General features: G+C 71.1%; 14 protein-coding genes. 12 read left to right on the forward strand and 2 right to left on the reverse strand.

Features of this window, described 5'->3' with window-relative positions:
* The first annotated feature begins 140 nt into the window (after positions 1–140).
* From AB0D74_RS14250 to AB0D74_RS14290, 9 genes are all read left to right on the forward strand, one after another.
* Positions 141–746 carry a riboflavin synthase gene (locus AB0D74_RS14250; protein ID WP_362584939.1) on the forward strand — a complete coding sequence of 202 codons (606 nt, stop codon included), beginning with the start codon at positions 141–143 and terminating at the stop codon, positions 744–746.
* Positions 743–1,393 carry a nicotinamide riboside transporter PnuC gene (pnuC, locus tag AB0D74_RS14255; protein WP_362584942.1) on the forward strand — a complete coding sequence of 217 codons (651 nt, stop codon included), beginning with the start codon at positions 743–745 and terminating at the stop codon, positions 1,391–1,393. Before AB0D74_RS14250 ends, pnuC begins: the two co-directional genes overlap by 4 nt.
* Complete coding sequence (locus AB0D74_RS14260) at positions 1,390–2,682, forward strand: bifunctional 3,4-dihydroxy-2-butanone-4-phosphate synthase/GTP cyclohydrolase II (protein ID WP_362584945.1); 1,293 nt, start codon at positions 1,390–1,392, stop codon at positions 2,680–2,682. The genes pnuC and AB0D74_RS14260 overlap by 4 nt, the downstream gene beginning before the upstream one ends.
* A 49-nt stretch (positions 2,683–2,731) precedes the next feature.
* Positions 2,732–3,217 (forward strand): 6,7-dimethyl-8-ribityllumazine synthase, encoded by a 486-nt coding sequence (ribH, locus tag AB0D74_RS14265; protein ID WP_362584948.1) that lies wholly within the window; start codon positions 2,732–2,734, stop codon positions 3,215–3,217.
* Between the two features lie 34 nt (positions 3,218–3,251).
* A complete protein-coding gene (locus AB0D74_RS14270) occupies positions 3,252–3,524 on the forward strand; it encodes a phosphoribosyl-ATP diphosphatase (RefSeq protein WP_030946750.1) in 273 nt (90 codons plus the stop codon).
* 54 nt (positions 3,525–3,578) lie between these two features.
* Entirely contained in the window at positions 3,579–4,427 is an 849-nt protein-coding gene (gene hisG / locus AB0D74_RS14275; RefSeq protein ID WP_362584952.1) for an ATP phosphoribosyltransferase, read from the forward strand.
* Between the two features lie 14 nt (positions 4,428–4,441).
* Positions 4,442–4,897: a PH domain-containing protein gene (locus AB0D74_RS14280; RefSeq protein WP_362584955.1), complete on the forward strand. Its 456-nt coding sequence runs from the start codon at positions 4,442–4,444 to the stop codon at positions 4,895–4,897.
* A gap of 256 nt (positions 4,898–5,153) precedes the next feature.
* Positions 5,154–6,482, forward strand: a complete 1,329-nt coding sequence (locus AB0D74_RS14285; protein WP_362584958.1) for a hemolysin family protein — start codon at positions 5,154–5,156, stop codon at positions 6,480–6,482.
* On the forward strand, positions 6,479–7,570 hold the full coding sequence (locus AB0D74_RS14290) for a hemolysin family protein (RefSeq protein WP_362584961.1): 1,092 nt from the start codon (positions 6,479–6,481) through the stop codon (positions 7,568–7,570). The genes AB0D74_RS14285 and AB0D74_RS14290 overlap by 4 nt, the downstream gene beginning before the upstream one ends.
* A 203-nt stretch (positions 7,571–7,773) precedes the next feature.
* On the opposite strand, the gene AB0D74_RS14295 is transcribed toward AB0D74_RS14290, so the two are convergent.
* The gene (locus AB0D74_RS14295; protein ID WP_362584964.1) at positions 7,774–9,636 is read right to left on the reverse strand and encodes an AAA family ATPase; all 1,863 of its coding nucleotides are present in this window, start codon (positions 9,634–9,636) and stop codon (positions 7,774–7,776) included.
* Between the two features lie 448 nt (positions 9,637–10,084).
* A complete protein-coding gene (locus AB0D74_RS14300; protein ID WP_362584967.1) occupies positions 10,085–10,732 on the reverse strand; it encodes a hypothetical protein in 648 nt (215 codons plus the stop codon).
* A 199-nt stretch (positions 10,733–10,931) separates the two neighbouring features.
* Between AB0D74_RS14300 and AB0D74_RS14305 the strand changes: the two genes are divergently transcribed.
* From AB0D74_RS14305 to AB0D74_RS14315, 3 genes are all read left to right on the forward strand, one after another.
* Complete coding sequence (locus tag AB0D74_RS14305; RefSeq protein ID WP_362584970.1) at positions 10,932–11,882, forward strand: hypothetical protein; 951 nt, start codon at positions 10,932–10,934, stop codon at positions 11,880–11,882.
* A 79-nt stretch (positions 11,883–11,961) separates the two neighbouring features.
* A complete protein-coding gene (locus tag AB0D74_RS14310) occupies positions 11,962–13,416 on the forward strand; it encodes an amino acid permease (RefSeq protein WP_362585127.1) in 1,455 nt (484 codons plus the stop codon).
* A gap of 184 nt (positions 13,417–13,600) precedes the next feature.
* A complete protein-coding gene (locus AB0D74_RS14315; RefSeq protein ID WP_362584973.1) occupies positions 13,601–15,025 on the forward strand; it encodes a peptidase C39 family protein in 1,425 nt (474 codons plus the stop codon).
* Positions 15,026–15,060: the final 35 nt, after the last annotated feature.

The following is a 15,060-nucleotide window of genomic DNA, read 5'->3' on the forward strand; positions in this document are numbered from 1 at the left end:
TGTGCGCGCCGCCGTATCTGGTCTCGTCCCTCGTGGGCGGGGCCTTTTCGGCGTCGGCCTCGGTGTGGTCGTCCGTTCATTCTGTCGTCCGTCGACAGGCCCCGGAGTCCGTGCCCCGTTGAGGCAGGAGGACCCGGGAAGTGTTCACCGGAATCGTCGAAGAGCTGGGTGAGGTCACCGCCGTCGAGAACCTCGGCGACGCGTCCCGTTTCCGGCTCCGTGGCCCCGTAGTGACCGAGGGCGCGCAGCACGGCGACTCCATCGCCGTGAACGGCGTCTGTCTGACCGTCGTGGAGCACGAGGGCGAAGAGTTCACCGCCGACGTCATGGCGGAGACCCTCAAGCGTTCCTCCCTCGGCGCCCTGGACGTCGGCTCCCGCGTCAACCTGGAGCGCCCCACCGCGGTCGGCTCCCGCCTCGGCGGCCACATCGTGCAGGGCCATGTCGACGGCACGGGCCAGGTCCTGGCCCGCACCCCCTCCGAGCACTGGGAGATCGTCAGGGTCTCCCTCCCCGCCGACCTCGCCCGCTACGTCGTCGAGAAGGGCTCGATCACCGTCGACGGCATCAGCCTCACCGTCGTCGAGGCCGGCCCCGACTACTTCACGGTCAGCCTGATCCCCACGACCCTCGACCTCACCACACTCGGCCGCAAGCAGCCCGGCGACCCGGTCAACCTGGAGGTCGACATCGTCGCCAAGTACGTGGAGCGCCTGCTCGCGAACACGCAGGGAGCGGACCGGTGAACTGGCTGAACTCCGAGGCCTTCGCGATGTTCGGCCAGCACATCCTGTGGTCGGACATGATCGGCAACATCCTCGGCCTGGCCGCACTCGCCCTCGGCTGGCGCCGCAACCTGTGGAGCTGGCCGGTCCAGTTCGCCTCCGGCCTGATCCTCTTCGGCGCCTTCTTCGGCCACCTCACCGGCAGCGCCGGCAAGCAGGTCGTCGTCATGGTGGTCGCCCTGTACGGCTGGTGGCAGTGGAACCGCAACAGGGGCCGGGCCGAGGACGGCGGTGACGGCCACATCGCGCCCCGCTTCGCCACCTGGCAGGAGCGCGGCGCCATGGTCGCCGCCGCGGCCGTCGGCACGGTCGCCGTCGCCCTGCTCTTCAAGGCCTACCCGTCCCTGTCCTGGGACCCCTGGCCGGACGCCTACATCTTCGTCGGCACCGTCGTCGCCATGTACGCCCAGGCGCGCGGCATGGTCGAGTTCTGGATCGCCTGGCTCCTGGTCGACGCGGTCGGCGTCCCCCTCAACTTCACCAACGGCTACGCCTTCTCCGGCTTCGTCTACGTCATCTACGGCGCGCTCGTCCTGTGGGGCCTGCGCGACTGGTGGCTGCGCTCCCGCCAGGGCACGCGGCCCGCTCTGGAAGGAGCACCCGCATGACCGCGGCACCGATCCTGTACAGCGCCGAAGGCGTCGAGGACCTCACGCTCGACCCGGTCGGGCAGGCCATCGCCGACATCGCGGCCGGCCGCCCGATCGTGGTCGTCGACGACGAGGACCGCGAGAACGAGGGCGACCTCGTCATCGCCGCCGAGAAGATCACCCCCGAGATCGTCGCCTTCATGATGAGCGAGTGCCGCGGCCTGATCTGCGCCCCGATGGAGGGCGAGGAGCTGGACCGGCTCGAACTGCCGCAGATGGTCGGCGACAACACCGAGTCCATGAAGACCGCGTTCACCGTGTCCGTGGACGCCTCCGCCGCGCACGGCGTCACCACCGGCATCTCGGCCGCCGACCGCGCCACCACGCTCCGGCTGCTGGCGAGCGGCGCCGCCGAACCGACGGACCTCGTCCGCCCCGGCCACATCTTCCCGCTGCGTGCCCGCCCCGGCGGCGTCCTGGTCCGCAACGGCCACACCGAGGCCGCCGTCGACCTCGCCCGCCTCGCGGGCCTGCGCCCGGCCGGCGCCATCGTGGAGATCGCCGGCGAGGACGGCCGGATGCTCCGGCTCCCCGAACTGATCCCGTTCGCCCGCAAGCACGGCCTGACGATCATCTCCATCGCGGACCTGGTCGCCCACCGCCGGGCCGCCGAACCCGCCGTGCGCCGCGAGGCCGAGGTCAACCTGCCCACCAAGCACGGTGCCTTCACCGCCTACGGCTACCGCGCCACCGCCGACGGTATCGAGCATGTCGCCCTCGTCCACGGCGAGATCGGCGCCGGCGAGGACGTCCTGGTCCGCGTCCACTCCGAGTGCCTCACCGGGGACGTCTTCGGCTCCGCCCGCTGCGACTGCGGCCCCCAGCTCGACGCCGCCCTGGACCGCATCCAGGAGGAGGGCCGGGGCGTCGTCGTCTACCTGCGCGGCCACGAGGGCCGGGGCATCGGCCTGCTGTCGAAGCTGCGCGCCTACGAACTCCAGGAGCGCGGCCGGGACACCCTCGACGCCAACCTCGAACTCGGCCTGCCCGCCGACGCCCGCGACTACGGCGCGGGCGCCCAGATCCTGGCCGACCTCGGGGTGCGCAGCGTCCGGCTGATGACCAACAACCCCGACAAGAGCGACGCGCTGCTGAACCACGGCCTCAAGATCAGCGGACGCGAGCCGATGCCCGTACAGGCGGGCGAGCACAACCTCCGGTACCTGCGCACCAAGCGGGACCGGATGGGCCACGACCTGCCCTGGCTGGACACGCCCCCGGCGCTGTCCACCTGCGGCAACCAGTAGACCGTGGCCACCAGCGGCCACCAGTAGAGAAACAGCACTGAGGAGAGACGTGAGCGGCAAGGGTGCACCTGAACTGTCCGTACGCAATGTCAGCGACCTGCGGGTCGCGGTCATCGCGTCCCAGTGGCACGAGAAGGTGATGGACGGACTGGTGGACGGCGCCCTGCGCGCCCTGCGCGACCTGGGGATCGACGAGCCGACCCTGCTCCGGGTCCCCGGCAGCTGGGAACTCCCGGTCACCGCGAAGGTCCTCGCCGGGCGCGGCTACGACGCGATCGTCGCCCTCGGCGTCGTCATCCGCGGCGGCACCCCGCACTTCGAGTACGTGTGCCAGGGCGTCACCCAGGGCCTCACCCAGGTCTCCGTGGAGACCGGCGTCCCGGTCGGCTTCGGCGTTCTCACCTGCGACGACGAGGAGCAGGCCCTGGACCGTGCCGGTCTCGCGGGCTCCCACGAGGACAAGGGCCACGAGGCGGTGACGGCGGCGGTGGCGACGGCGGCCACCCTCCGCTCAGTATCTGAACCCTGGCACTGAGCGACGCGGCGATTGGCGTAGTCTGGCGCTCACCATGTCCAACAAGACTTTCGAGGAGCTCTTCACCGAGCTCCAGCACAAGGCCGCCCACGGCGACCCCGCCACCTCCCGCACCGCCGAGCTGGTCGGCAAGGGGGTCCATGCCATCGGCAAGAAGGTCGTCGAAGAGGCCGCCGAGGTCTGGATGGCCGCCGAGTACGAGGGCAAGGAAGCCGCCGCCGAGGAGATCTCGCAGCTGCTCTACCACGTCCAGGTGATGATGGTCGCCCGCGGAATCTCGCTGGACGACGTCTACGCCCACCTGTAGAACTTTTCCGACAGACCCGCCCAATCGGGCAATCGAGCAAAGGAAGCCGACCTCATGCTGCGCATCGCCGTCCCCAACAAGGGTTCCCTCTCAGGCCCTGCGGCGGACATGCTGCATGAGGCCGGCTACCGGCAGCGCCGGGAGTCCAAGGAACTCCGCACCGTCGACCCGGTCAACGACGTCGAGTTCTTCTACCTCCGCCCCCGCGACATCGCCATCTACGTCTCCTCCGGCCGTCTCGACATCGGCATCACCGGCCGCGACCTGCTGGTGGACTCCGGCGCCAACGCGGAGGAGATCCTGCCGCTCGGCTTCGCCCGCTCCACCTTCCGCTTCGCCTCCAAGCCCGGCGAGGCGACCGGCCTGGCCGACCTGAAGGGCAAGACGGTCGCCACCTCCTACGAGGGCATCGTCGCGGGGCACCTCGCCGACCACGGCGTCGACGCCTCCGTCGTCCACCTGGACGGCGCCGTCGAGACCGCCATCGAGCTGGGCGTCGCCGAGGTCATCGCCGACGTCGTCGAGACCGGCACCAGCCTGCGCAACGCCGGCCTGGAGGTCTTCGGCGAGCCGATCATGAAGTCCGAGGCGATCGTGGTCCGCCGCACCGGCGCCGACGCCGAGGAGCCCAAGGTCCAGCAGTTCCTGCGCCGCCTCCAGGGCGTCCTGGTCGCCCGGACGTACGTGATGATGGACTACGACTGCCGGGTCGAGCAGCTGGAGAAGGCCGTCGCCCTCACCCCCGGCCTGGAGTCGCCGACCGTCTCCCCGCTGCACAACGAGGGCTGGGTCGCCGTCCGCGCCATGGTCCCCACCAAGGACGCCCAGCGGATCATGGACGACCTGTACGACATCGGCGCCCGCGCCATCCTGACCACGGCCATCCACGCCTGCCGCCTCTGAGACACGCACGAGAGATGTCCGAGCTTCCTGCGCTGCCCGTCACCTTCCGGCCGGGCCTCACCCGAGTGATCCTGCTCACCGCCGGTGCCGCGATCTTCGCCACCATCTCCGGGGTCGCCCTGCTCCTCGAGCAGCTCGGCCCGGGGGAGAAGCTCAGCTTCGTCGTCACCGGCGCGCTGATCTTCTGGGTGCTGGCCCAGCTGGCCCGGGTGAAGGTGGTCGCCGACGAGTCCGGGGTCACCGTCGTCAACATCGCCGGAAAACGGCACCTGGCGTGGGCGGAGATCGTCCAGGTGAACCTCCGCCCGGGTGACCCGTGGGTGTTCCTCAACCTCAGCGACGGCACCAGCCTGCCCGCGCTCGGCATCCAGCCGGGCATCGCCAAGCGGCACGCCATCGCCGACGCCACGGCCCTGCGCGCCCTCGTCGAGGCCCACACGGTCCGCGACCCGGAACAGCATCAGGGCTGAAATCACGCAACTTCGGGGGCGTCTCCGGGCCGTCGCCCCTGCCGCACCGGGCCCTGTCTTGATTAATCTGTTGGCGGAGGCTTTTCACGTCCCGCCTCCGCCCCTGTCGCGCGCCCCGCGCACAGGGGTTCCTGCTAACCGAGGAGTGACCCTCTCCGGCGATGGACGGATCGTCCTGTAGTACCTGCGCCGCCCCCTCCCGACATACCACGGACCGCCTTCTCGCGGTCCGCGAGGCTTCGGAGGCGGCGGCATCATGACCACCCCCCTGCTGCTCCTGGCAGCCGCGTTCCTGCTCATCCTCGCCAACGGCTTCTTCGTCGCCGCCGAGTTCGGCCTGGTGACCGTGGAGCGGCCCGAGGCCGAGAAGGCCGCCGCCGACGGCGACAAACGCGCCCGTACGGTCGTCGAATCGCTGAAGGAGCTCTCCTTCCAGCTCTCCGGCACCCAGCTCGGCATCACCATCACCTCCCTCGTCGTCGGCATGCTCGCCGAACCGGCGCTGGCCGAGCTGCTGCGCGGCCCGCTCGCCGCGGTCGGACTGCCCGACGGCGCGGTCTCCGGAATCGCCGTCGTGGTGGGCATGCTGCTCGCCTCGGCGATCCAGATGGTGATCGGCGAACTCGTACCCAAGAACTGGGCGGTCTCCAAGCCCCTCCAGGTCGCGCGGGTCGTGGCCGGCCCGCAGGCGCGCTTCTCCCGCCTGTTCCGCCCGGTCATCGCCGCGCTGAACACGGTCGCCAACCGGCTCGTCCGCGCCCTCGGCGTCGAGCCCACCGAGGAGCTGGCCTCCGCCCGCACCCCCGGCGAGCTGGTCTCCCTGGCCCGGCACTCCGCCCAGGCCGGCGCGCTGGAACAGGACACGGCCGACCTGTTCGTCCGCACCCTGTCCCTGGGCGAGCTGACCGCCCAGCACGTCATGACCCCCCGGGTGAAGGTCAGCGCCCTCCAGTCCACGGCGACCACCGAGGACGTCGTCAACCTCACCCGGGCCACCGGCCTCTCCCGCTTCCCCGTCTACCGGGAGAAGATCGACGAGATCGTCGGCATGGCCCACCTCAAGGACGCGCTGGCGATCCCGGTCCGCGACCGGCTGCGCACCCCGGTCGGCCGCATAGCCCGCAAGGCGCTCCTGGTCCCCGAGACCCTCCCGGTCCAGCCCCTCCTCGCCCGGCTCCGCTCCGAGCAGCCGATCGCGGTCGTCGTCGACGAGTACGGCGGTACGGCGGGCGTGGTCACCCTGGAGGACATCGTCGAGGAGCTCGTCGGCGAGGTCCGCGACGAGCACGACAGCCCGGACGCGCCGGAACTCGCCGCCGCTCCGGCCCAGGACGGCAAACCCGCCTGGGACGTCGACGGCAGCGTCCGCGTCGACATCCTCCAGCGGATAGGCCTCGACGTGCCCGAGGGCCCCTACGAGACGGTCGCCGGCCTGGTCGCCGACCTGCTCGGCCGGATCCCGGCGCCCGGCGACCGTGCCGAGCTGCCCGGCTGGCGGCTGTCCGTCCGCCGGGTCGGCCACTACCGCGCGGAACGGGTCCGCCTGGTCCGCACCGCCCCCGCCGTCGCGGAGGCCGCCCGATGAGCGTCCTCCAACTGGTCTTCGCCGGCCTGCTGGTCCTGGCCAACGGCTTCTTCGTCGGCGCCGAGTTCGCCCTCGTCTCCGTCCGCCGCAGCCAGATCGAACCCCTGGGCACCGCACGGGCCCGCCAGGTCCTCTACGGCCTGGAGCGCCTCCCGCAGATGATGGCCGCCGCCCAGTTCGGCATCACCGTCTGCTCGCTGACGCTGGGCGCGGTGGCCGAACCGACGGTGGCCCATCTGCTGGAGCCGCTCTTCGAGGCGGTGCACCTGCCGGAGGGCGTGATCCACCCCCTGGGCTATGTCATCGCGCTGGCCGGGGTGGTCTTCTTCCATCTGGTCATCGGGGAGATGGTGCCGAAGAACCTGGCGATGGCGGCGCCCGAGAAGGCCGCGCTGTGGCTGAGCCCCGGCCTGGTCGCCTTCGCCCGTGTCTGCCGGCCGATCACGGTCGCCCTCGGCGCCTGCGCCCAGGGCATCCTGAAGCTGTTCCGGGTCGAGCCGAAGGACGAGGTCGAGGCCGTCGTCACCAGCGAGCAGCTCAACCGGCTCCTGGAGGACTCCGGTCAGGCAGGCCTGCTCGACCCCGAGGAGCAGGAGCGCCTGGAGGACGCGCTGGAACTGGGCTCCCGCCCGGTGACGGACGTGCTCCTGCGCCGCGAGTCCCTGATCACGGTCCCGCCGTCGGTCACCCCCGGCCAGATCGTCGAGCTCACCGCCCGCACCGGCTACTCCCGTTTCCCGGTGGCGGCCGAGTCCGGCGCCTTCATGGGATACGTCCACGTGAAGGACGTCCTCGACCTGGAGGACTCGGACCGGGCGGTACCGCAGCAGATATGGCGCCCGATGACGACCCTGCGGGCCGAGCTGCCGCTCGACGACGCGCTGACCGTGATGCGCCGGGCGGCGACCCACCTCGCGCAGGTCGCCGACGCGAACGGCCGGGTGCTTGGCCTGGCGGCCCTGGAGGACGTCCTGGAGCTGCTGGTCGGCGAGGTGACGGACCCGGCGCACCGGGACCGGCCGACGACCCCGGCCAGGACGCCGGAGCCGCGTTCCAGCGGGGAGCCGGAGGAGGTCATGGCGGGCTGAGGTAGTGGGGGAGCTGCGGGCCGGTGGGGGCTGGTCGCGCAGCTCCCCGCGCCCCTGAAAGCAAAGACGCAGCCGCGGGCAGTCGTGCCTCCCCCAGTGCCTTAAGGGCCTGGGAGGTGCGCCCAGGGCGGCACGGGTGGGCGCGGCTGCACCCGGCAAGCTCCGGTGAGTGTCCCCACCCCCCGGCCCCACCCCACCCGCACCTACATCCCGGCCGCCGGATCCTGCGGACCCCGCCCCGACAGCACCTCTCCGTACGCCTGCATCAGGTCCGGCAGCCGCAGTGTCGCCAGGTCGTTCCGCGACAGCGCCCCCGGATACGCCGACAGCCGCAGATCCCGGTACGCACAGCTCTTCTCGTACAGCGTCCGCAGGAACCGCCCGTTGCCCAGCTCGTCGATCCACCCCTGGTCCACCACGTGCCCGGCGATCGACCGCAGCTCCTCCAGCGCCTCCTCGTCCCACGCGTCCCCGTTCTCGGCGGCCAGCACCTCGCCGATCGAGGTCAGTTCGAGGGGACGGTAGGAGGGAAAGTCGACGCGCGTGGTGAAGCGCGAGGAGAGGCCGGGGTTCGCGGCCAGCAGGCGGTCCATGCCCTCCGGGTAGCCGGCCAGGATCACCACCAGGTGGTCCCGGTTGTCCTCGGCCCGCTTCAGCAGCACCTGAAGCGCCTCGTCGCCGTACGCGTCCCCCTTGCCGTAACCGGAGTTGGAGAGGGAGTAGGCCTCGTCGACGAAGAGCACGCCGCCGATCGCGGAGTCGATGAGTTCGTTCGCCTTCACGGCGGTCTGGCCCAGGTACTCGCCGACCAGGTCGGCCCGCTGCGCCTCCACGAGGTGGTCGCCGCCGAGCAGGCCCAGCGCGTAGAACACCCGCCCGAGGATGCGGGCGACGGTGGTCTTCCCGGTGCCGGACGGCCCGGAGAAGACGAAGTGGCGTTTCGGCGGCTGCACCGGCAGCCCCTGCCCGGCCCGCAACCGGGCCATGTTCAACTGCGCGGACAGCGCTTTGACCTGCCGTTTCACGGGTTCGAGCCCGACCATGCGCTCCAGTTCGGCGAGCGCCTCCTCAAGTAACGCGGGGTCGGTGGGCCCGGCCGGCAGCGGAGGCGACGGCACGACCTTCTCGCGCACGGCGGGGTCGATCACCGACGGCATCGCCCCGGTCGGCGGCTCCGGGTCCCCGAAGCGCAGATCGCGCCCCTCGGTGCCGAAGAGCGGGTCGAGCATGTCCGGCCCGTCCACGACGTCCTGCCCGGCTCCGGTCAGGGTGATCGACGCGAAGTCGGCCGTGTCGTCGTACCCGTCGCCCTCGGCTATCGCGGCCAGCCGTGCGGAGGTGTCCATGAAGGCGGGGTCGACGCGGTGCACGGCCCGGTAGAGGGGGAGCGCGGCGGCGCTGCGGCCGGTGCCCTCGTGCGCCCGCGCCAGCCAGTAGCGCAGCTCCTTGCGCTGCGGCTGTTCGCTGCGGCAGCGCATCAGCGCGGCGGAGAGCAGCGGTTCGGCCTGGCCGTACATCTCCAGGCGGACCCGGGCCATGCCGCCGAACAGGCCCGCCTCGATGCCGAGCATGGGGTCGTCGAGCAGCGGGTCGGTGTGCCGTACCAGCTGCTCCCAGTCCTTGACCAGGTAGGCCCGGCAGGCGTGCAGGAAGCGGACCTGCGGGTCGGCGTCCACCGGCGGGAGCCCGGCTAGGGCCCGGTCGAGTTCCGGGACGTGCCGGCCGTCCAGCCAGTGCGAGGCGTGCGCCAGGAGGAGATCGCGCGGGCTCTCCAGGACCGGTTGCACCCACCAGCCCAGCCAGTACCAGGAGTTCAGGGTGCGGCGATGCCGGCCGCGCTGTTCCCCGAAGCGGTCCCGGTGCCGGAACATCCGCAGCAGCGCGGTCGTCGTGTCCACGCGCAGCGCGTGCAGTCCGAGCCAGGCGTCGGCCATCCCCGGATCCATCCGTACCGCGGCGCGGAACTCCTCCTCCGCCTGCGGATAGGCGCCCATCGTGTAGGCGTCCACGCCTCGCAGCCAGGCGAGGTCGGCCGGGGCCTCGGGGCCCTGCGTGCCGAATTCCATCACGTCCCCCACAAACCGTGCCCCCGTGGTTGGCCCCCGGGCTCCCCCCGATGGCCGCCGTTGGTCGAACCGCTGTGCCGCGGACCGGAGTTGCAGGTGCGCGAAGCAGCCGTTCGAAGGTCGCACCGAGGGCATCGTACCTGCGGTTCCACCGCCTGCCGAAGGGTGCCGCACAGGCCGTTTGGCGAGGTGGGGGCAGACGGGGCGCACACGGCTCGGTGACCGAGGGTGAGCACGGAGGCGCACGCCGCGCACACAAAAGGGGTAAAGGGCAGAACGAAGCCCCCGATCACGGGGGAACAACCGGGGGCTTCGCGTCTGCAGGGCGGCATCGAAAGGCCGCTCATTCAGAACGTAAGTCCTGTACGACCCCCGGGTCAAGCCGAGTTGAGGTACTCGGGCAACTTCTTGGAGGCACCTCTTCACAAGTTCAGCACACAGCGGACGGTCAGTCACCGTGGGTGATGAACAGGTCCGGTCCAAGCGTCTTCGCAGGCCCCGGCAGCACCTCGTACCCCTTCTGTGACTGTGTCACCAGAAGGTCGGCGAAGGGTCTTGAGGGGTCTTCGCTGAAATGTTCGTGTTCCGCCCTGACCCACTCGACCCAGAAGTCCCGCTGTTCCGCGCCGTCCCGCGCCCTGCCCCGGGTCCAGGCCTCCTCGTGCGGCAGCTCCATCCACAGCAGCCGCGCCAGGAACGGGCGCAGCGCCCGGCGGCCGGCGCCGACGCCCTCGACGAGGACCACCGGGGCCGGCGGCAGCGGGCGGGGCGGGCCGAAGCGGCGGGTGTGCCAGTCGTAGGGGGAGTAGCGCGCCGTCCCGCCCCGTCCGAGCGGCTCGATCACCTGGGCCAGCAGCCGGCCGGTCCAGGCGAACAGCTCCTCGTGGCTGGCGATGTCGTCGAGGTGCAGCACCGGCGCCCCGCCCAGGGCGGTGGCCAGCCGGCCGGCGAACGTGGTCTTCCCGGACCCGGCGTGCCCGTCGACGGCGACGAGGCGGACCGGGCCGCAGGAGGGCGGCAGGGCGCGGAGTGCGGAGGCGAGCTGGTGAATGGCCGTTCCCGGAGGGTGCTGCGGTGGGGTGTTTTCCGGAAACATTCTAGTAGTGCGGCGCATAGCGGGCGTTTGCCGCCCCGGGAAAGTACCGGCTTGAACCAATTTCGAGCCGTTCTCCGGCGTGCCCATTAATATTTCCGACCCGCTGACCGATATGTCGACCTCGCGCGTTTCCGGTCCGCCCGGCCCTGAGTAGGGTGCCTTCAGCGTGCACGCGTCGAACGGGGACGGACAGGGGAAGATGGCCGCGGAGTTATTCGAGGGGCACTACGTATGGCATCCGGCGGCCGACGACCGCCTGCTCGCGAGCGTATGCGTGGACGTGCGCGCCGGAAGATATCTGAGTGCCCGTGAGGCGCTGGCCGAGACGCGTGCCGACTTCGCCCTGCGCGCCCACCGTTCCCTGGTCCTCGCCTCCGAGGCGGCCGGTACCGATCTGGTGGAGCGCTGGCTGGCCGAGGAGCCGGGCCCCGAGTCCGCGCTGATGTGGGCCCGGGTGGCCGTGCAGCGGGCGATCCGGGCGGCCGACGCCCGTGACGAGCGGGCCGAGGCGCTGGAGCGGATCGCCGTCGCCGCCTGCGACCGGGCCGGCGCCATGGACCCCGCCGACCCCACGCCCTGGGCCGCCAAGCTGGCCATGGCCCGGCTGCACCGCCCGCACGACCCCGCTCCCGGCGGTCTGCTGACCTCCCCGCCCGGTCCCTGGCGGCTGTTCGCGCACACCCTCGCCCTGGACCCCTGGCACCGCGAGGCCCACCACCGCTTCCTCTCCTTCTTCTTCACCCGGTACGGCGGCTCGGTCAACGCGGCCTGGGACGTCGCCGCCTTCCTCGCCCAGCGGGCGCCCGCCGACTCCCCGCTGCGACTGCTCCCGCTGGTCGCGCTCGTGGAGAGCCACAACCCCACCCAGCTGCTCGCGGAGCGGGTCTGGGAACAGCCCCAGTGGCGCAGCACCGCACTGTCGATCTACCAGAACTGGCTGCCCGCGGTCGCCGGATACCGCTTCACCCCGGTGCTCGACCTGGCCTACCTCGCGCACGCGCTGGCCATGGCCCGGTGCCCGTTCGAGGCCCGGGCGGTCCTCACGGCCATGGGGCCGTACGCCTCACGCATGCCCTGGAGCGTCTTCGGCGAACCGGCCGACCAGCTCTCCCGGGCCCGCCGCGCCTGCGGCCTGCCCATCCCCTCCTAGCGCCCCAGAGAAAGGCCGGCACGTGTCAGAACGCACAGCGGACCCCGTCACGCTCGACGACGACGCGACCCTGCACGCGATGGGTTATCCGCGGAAACTCACCCGCCGATTCCAGGCCTTCGACAATTTCGCCATCTCCTTCACCATCATCAATATTCTCTCCGGGATTTTCTCGTCCTTCGGATTCGGAATGAACGCGGGCGGCCCGCGTATTCTGGTGTTCGGCTGGATCGGCGTCTGCGTGATGGTGCTCTGCATCGGCGCCGCCATGGCGGAGGTCGCCTCCGCCTATCCGACGAGCGGCGCCCTGTATTTCTCCGCGGGTAAACTCGCCAAACGGCACAAGGGCGCCTGGTCCTGGTACACGGGCTGGCTGAACTTCGTGGGCCAGATCGGCGGCACCGCGGCCACCGGGTACGCGGCGGCCACCTTCATCCAGGCCTTCGTCGCCCTGCAGTGGCCCTCGTACACGCCGACCACCCACCAGACGGTCCTGATCACGGCCCTGATCATCGTGGTCCAGGGGCTCGCCAACACCTACACCGTGCAGCTCGTCGCCGTCCTGAACCGGATTTCCGTCTGGTGGCTGCTGATCGGACTCGTGGTGATCGTGAGCACACTGATCGTGATGCCCGACCGCCACCAGTCGGCGTCCTTCGTGACGCATTTCGTGAACAACACCGGCTTCACCAACGGCCTTTACGGCGGCCTGCTCGGGCTGCTGGTCACCAGCTGGACCTTCACCGGCTTCGACGGCAGCTTCCACATGTCCGAGGAAACCGTCCAGGCGACCGTCAACGCCCCCAGAGGGATCATCCGTTCCATCGGCTATTCGGCGATCACCGGTCTGGTCCTGATGCTCGCGCTGGTGTACAGCATCGGCGACTACGCCAAGGTGGCGAGCTCCTCGGCGCCGCCCGTCCAGATCCTCATCGACGGACTCGGCATGGGCTGGGCCAAGGCGATGCTGCTCGTCGTCATCGGCGCCATGCTCTTCTGCGGCCTCGCCAACCTCACCAGCAACACCCGGCAGATCTTCGCCTTCTCCCGGGACGGCGCGATGCCCGGCTCCCACCTGTGGCACTCTGTCTCGCCCCGCACCCGGACCCCCGTCAAGGCCGTCTGGCTCGCGGTGGCCTGCTCGCTCGTCCTGGTGGTGCCGGGCTGGTGGTCGCACACGGCGTTCACCGCGATCGTCAGCGTCAACGTCGTCGGCCTGTTCCTCGCCTACGCCGTGCCCGTGTTCCTGCGGCTGCGCCTGGGCGACGACTTCCGGCCGGGGCCGTGGAACCTGGGCCGCTGGAGCAGGCCGGTGGGCTGGCTCGCGGTGGTCTGGATCCTGCTCAGCAGTGTCCTGTTCATGCTGCCCCAGGCCTCGCCGATCACCGCCGACTCCTTCAACTACGCGCCGATCGCGCTCGCCGTCGTCCTGGTCGTGGCCACGGTCTGGTGGTTCGCCACCGCCCGCCGCCGCTTCCAGGGTCCGGTCAGCTACGGCCGCCCCGACGAGGTCGCCGCGATGGACCTCATCTGAGCCCAGGAGGACCCGTACGAAGGGCCCCGGCGACCGTGCCGGGGCCCTTCCAGTGGACGAGACCAATATTGGTGGGCGTGGCACGGGCGGAAGTGCTGGCAGGGGCATGGTGCCTGCTCCATAGTGAGCGCACAGCCCTTGCTCCGGATCAGCCGTGACGCGCACACCTGGGGGTCCTCCACCCATGAGCAGAGCCGAACAGCCGTCCCGCAGAACCGTTCTGGCAGCCGCCGCCACCGTCGCGGCGGCCACCGTGGCCCAGAGCGTGGTCCCCGTCGTGCCGGCGGTCGCCGCGCCGGGGACCGACGCCGACGACACCGCCCGGACCGAGACCCGCCGGGCCGGGAACGGCCGTCACGGTCACGGCAGGGACGGGACCCGCCCGATCGACTACCGCTCCTGGACGACCACCAGCGACTGGAAGACCGGCACCGCCAAGGGCGCCGGCGCCGTCGCGGGGGACCGCCCCGGTGTGGTGATCGGCACCCCGGCCGGCACCACCTCCTACACCGACCCCCACACCGGCACCACCGCCACCTGGGAGTACGCCACCTGGACCGGCCCGGTGCACCAGCTCGCCGTCCCCGCCACCGAGACCATCGCCTCGTGGAACGCGGACACCCCGGCCGGCACCTGGATCCAGGTCGAACTGCACGGCACCTACTCCGACGGCACCGCGACCCCCTGGTACGTCATGGGCCGCTGGGCGGCCGGCGACCAGGACATCAAGCGGACCTCGGTGGACGGCCAGACCGACGGCAAGAGCACCATCTGGACCGACACCTTCGCCATCGACGACGCCACCACCGGCCTGCGCCTCACCTCGTACCAGCTGCGCCTGACCCTCTACCGCAAGCCGGGCACCAAGCTCACCCCGACCGTCTGGCGGCTCGGCGCCATGGGCTCCGACATCCCGGACCGCTTCACCGTCCCGGCCTCCATCCCGGGCCTGGCCCAGGAACTCAAGGTCCCGCGCTACTCGCAGGAGATCCACAAGGGCCAGTACCCCGAGTACGACAACGGCGGCGAGGCCTGGTGCAGCCCCACCTCCTCGCAGATGATCGTCGAGTACTGGGGAGCCCGGCCCACCGCCGCACAGCTGGCCTGGGTCGACCCGTCCTTCACCGACCCCCAGGTCTGCTACGCGGCCCGCTACACCTACGACTACCAGTACGGGGGCTGCGGCAACTGGCCGTTCAACGCCGCCTACGCGTCGACGTACCAGGACCTCCAGGGCGTGATAACGCGACTGGCCTCGCTCACCGACCTGGAGACCCTGATCGCGGCCGGCATCCCGGCCATGACGTCACAGTCGTTCCTCGCGGCGGAGCTGACGGGCGCCGGTTACGGCACCTCCGGGCACCTGATGACCGTGATCGGCTTCACCGCGGACGGGGACGTGATCGCCAACGACCCGTGCTCGGCCGACGACGACGCGGTCCGGCGGGTCTACCTGCGCCGGGAGTTCGAGAACATCTGGCTGCGGACCAAGCGGTACAACGCCAGTGGCAAGGTCGCCTCCGGTACCGGAGGCGTCTGCTACCTGTACTTCCCGGCCCGTCCGAACGCGGCCCAGCTCAAGGCGCTCGACGCGGTCGGCGTGCGCTGACGTGCTGTGACCAAGCTCTCCGCCGCAAAAGCCGC

This window comes from Streptomyces sp. NPDC048278, from assembly GCF_040652195.1.
Classification (GTDB): domain Bacteria; phylum Actinomycetota; class Actinomycetes; order Streptomycetales; family Streptomycetaceae; genus Streptomyces.

Bases quoted from the DNA above. Each gene is read 5' to 3' on its own strand.
- AB0D74_RS14290 (WP_362584961.1), top strand. From the start codon at position 6,479: ATGAGCGTCCTCCAACTGGTCTTCGCCGGCCTGCTGGTCCTGGCCAAC.
- AB0D74_RS14270 (WP_030946750.1), top strand. From the start codon at position 3,252: ATGTCCAACAAGACTTTCGAGGAGCTCTTCACCGAGCTCCAGCACAAG.
- AB0D74_RS14260 (WP_362584945.1), top strand. From the start codon at position 1,390: ATGACCGCGGCACCGATCCTGTACAGCGCCGAAGGCGTCGAGGACCTC.
- hisG (WP_362584952.1), top strand. From the start codon at position 3,579: ATGCTGCGCATCGCCGTCCCCAACAAGGGTTCCCTCTCAGGCCCTGCG.
- AB0D74_RS14305 (WP_362584970.1), top strand. From the start codon at position 10,932: ATGGCCGCGGAGTTATTCGAGGGGCACTACGTATGGCATCCGGCGGCC.
- AB0D74_RS14295 (WP_362584964.1), bottom strand. From the start codon at position 9,636: ATGGAATTCGGCACGCAGGGCCCCGAGGCCCCGGCCGACCTCGCCTGG.
- AB0D74_RS14285 (WP_362584958.1), top strand. From the start codon at position 5,154: ATGACCACCCCCCTGCTGCTCCTGGCAGCCGCGTTCCTGCTCATCCTC.
- AB0D74_RS14300 (WP_362584967.1), bottom strand. From the start codon at position 10,732: ATGTTTCCGGAAAACACCCCACCGCAGCACCCTCCGGGAACGGCCATT.
- AB0D74_RS14315 (WP_362584973.1), top strand. From the start codon at position 13,601: ATGAGCAGAGCCGAACAGCCGTCCCGCAGAACCGTTCTGGCAGCCGCC.
- AB0D74_RS14280 (WP_362584955.1), top strand. From the start codon at position 4,442: ATGTCCGAGCTTCCTGCGCTGCCCGTCACCTTCCGGCCGGGCCTCACC.
- AB0D74_RS14310 (WP_362585127.1), top strand. From the start codon at position 11,962: ATGGGTTATCCGCGGAAACTCACCCGCCGATTCCAGGCCTTCGACAAT.